The organism is Celeribacter halophilus, from assembly GCF_018860305.1.
Lineage (GTDB): Bacteria > Pseudomonadota > Alphaproteobacteria > Rhodobacterales > Rhodobacteraceae > Celeribacter > Celeribacter halophilus_A.
Genome location: NZ_JAHKPE010000034.1, coordinates 1 through 1,811 on the forward strand (window position 1 = coordinate 1; position 1,811 = coordinate 1,811).

Consider the following 1,811-nt stretch of genomic DNA (forward strand, 5'->3'; position numbering starts at 1 on the left):
GAGCCGTTAGCAGCCTGATAGGGTCCAAACCCAACAAGATCCAGCGATGACGCCTAAAGAGGAATTTGCAGAAGCTTTGCGGTCTGTAGGTTGTGAAGTGGATGGAGAGCATCCCATTATGGACGGCAAAAAGCACCGTATACGTACCACTGGTGATAAAAATAGTTTGAGCCATAGTGCTGGTTCAGGTTTCTATGTCGGTCATCTTGACGGCCACCCCGCAGGTTATATCAGGAATAATCGAACGGGCATTGATATTAAATGGAAATCAAAAGGCTATGCCTTATCTCCAGAAGAAAAGGCAAAGTTACAAGCCGAGGCCGCAGAGAAATTAGCTGCTAGAGAAAAAGAGCAAAAACGCTTACAAAATGCAACCGCTGATAGAGTTAGCCGTCAAGTCGCTTCCCTGGTCCCTGCAACGCAGCAAACCCCTTACCAGGAGCGCAAAAATATTCAGCCCCTTCCTGGCGTTCTAACTGATTCCGAAGGAATAAAAACTTACATTCCTTTGAGTGATGTTCAAGGCAAGCAGTGGACGATGCAATACATTCAAGAGGACGGTACAAAACGCTTTGCAAAAGACTCCAAGAAAGAGGGATGTTTTCATATCGTCGGCGGGGATATGAAGTCTTTAGAAGATGCTCCGGCCATTGTTTTGCATGAAGGCTATGCAACCGCAGCAACCAATACCGAAGCCTTGGGTTTTCCAACTGTCGCAACTTTTGATGCAGGCAACTTACCTGTAGTAGCTAAGGCACTACAGGAAGTATTTCCAGATAAGCCGATGGTGATTTTTGGTGATGATGACCGTCATCAAGAGTTAATGACAGGTGTTAATCCTGGTAAAGAAAAGGCAAGTGAAGCGGCTAAAGCTGTAAGTGGAACAGCTGCCTTTCCAATCTTCGCGCCTGGTGAAGCTGAGTATCCAGTTGACCTACCAAAAGTTACCCCTCAAACGTACCGAGAGCATTGTGCAGCAAAGAGGGTATTGGAAACGGCCCCAGAGGATAAGCATACAGAGCTTAAAAAGTCATTACTGAGTGATGAACAGTTGTCAGCCATTGAGAACTTATATCGCCACACCGACTACAACGACTTAGCTAATAACAGTCTTTTAGGCAAAGAAGGGGTCGAACGCCAGGTAAGGGCTACGGTAAGTAAGGCTATTCAGGATTCAGAACGGAAGCGCGAGGATAAACAAGTGCTCCATCAAGAACAAGTTCACAAGCAAAAGCGGGCAGCCCGCGTTAGTTAAGGAGAAAGTAAGTAATGGCTTTTGAAATTAAAATCCCTGGCTCAGAAAAATCTTATGATAGAGCTGTCAAAAAAGATGGTGAGTGGATCGGTTTGTTTTCTGGAGAGAAATTCACGGACATTCAGAAGAAACACCCAAAGGCTGAGATAGTACCCAAACCCATGAAAAAAAGTCGAAGTCGATAACGTTTGGCAATGAAGAAAGAAAAAGGGATTCGCGATGAATCCCTTTCTATTTGTTCATGGCAGCTTTTACACGCTTCAAGGTTGAACGTCCCTTACCTGTAAACTCTGCGGTTTGGTTGATAGAGCGTCCACGTTCTAAACTGGTGACAATATCAGAGTGCTTTATCAGAAAGTCATCAGTGTTGGTCGTAGAGCCTTTAGGCCGACCAAACTTACCACTTTCGCGTTGGGTTAGCTCGATGCCGCGTTTAGACGCTGCGAGGCGTTTTTCTTCATACTTCCAACGGCCTGTAACAATGAATCGTTCTGCTTTGTTAAAGGGTTCTAGGTTGTTGGTCAGCTTGGTAAATTCCGCCTTCAATCGCTTCAAT

The 1,811-nt window shown here is 45.3% G+C and carries 3 protein-coding genes; 2 read left to right on the forward strand and 1 reads right to left on the reverse strand.

Annotated elements, in window-relative coordinates; all coding sequences use genetic code 11:
• Positions 1 to 46: 46 nt before the first annotated feature.
• Together KO492_RS16560 and KO492_RS16565 are read left to right on the forward strand one after the other, a co-directional pair.
• On the forward strand, positions 47 to 1,255 hold the full coding sequence (locus KO492_RS16560; RefSeq protein WP_216045991.1) for a hypothetical protein: 1,209 nt from the start codon (positions 47 to 49) through the stop codon (positions 1,253 to 1,255).
• 14 nt (positions 1,256 to 1,269) lie between these two features.
• On the forward strand, positions 1,270 to 1,440 hold the full coding sequence (locus tag KO492_RS16565) for a hypothetical protein (RefSeq protein ID WP_165761826.1): 171 nt from the start codon (positions 1,270 to 1,272) through the stop codon (positions 1,438 to 1,440).
• Between the two features lie 46 nt (positions 1,441 to 1,486).
• Here the strand turns inward: KO492_RS16565 and KO492_RS16570 are convergent.
• Positions 1,487 to 1,811 (reverse strand): hypothetical protein (locus KO492_RS16570; protein WP_216045992.1); only part of this gene is annotated, 325 nt, incomplete at its 5' end.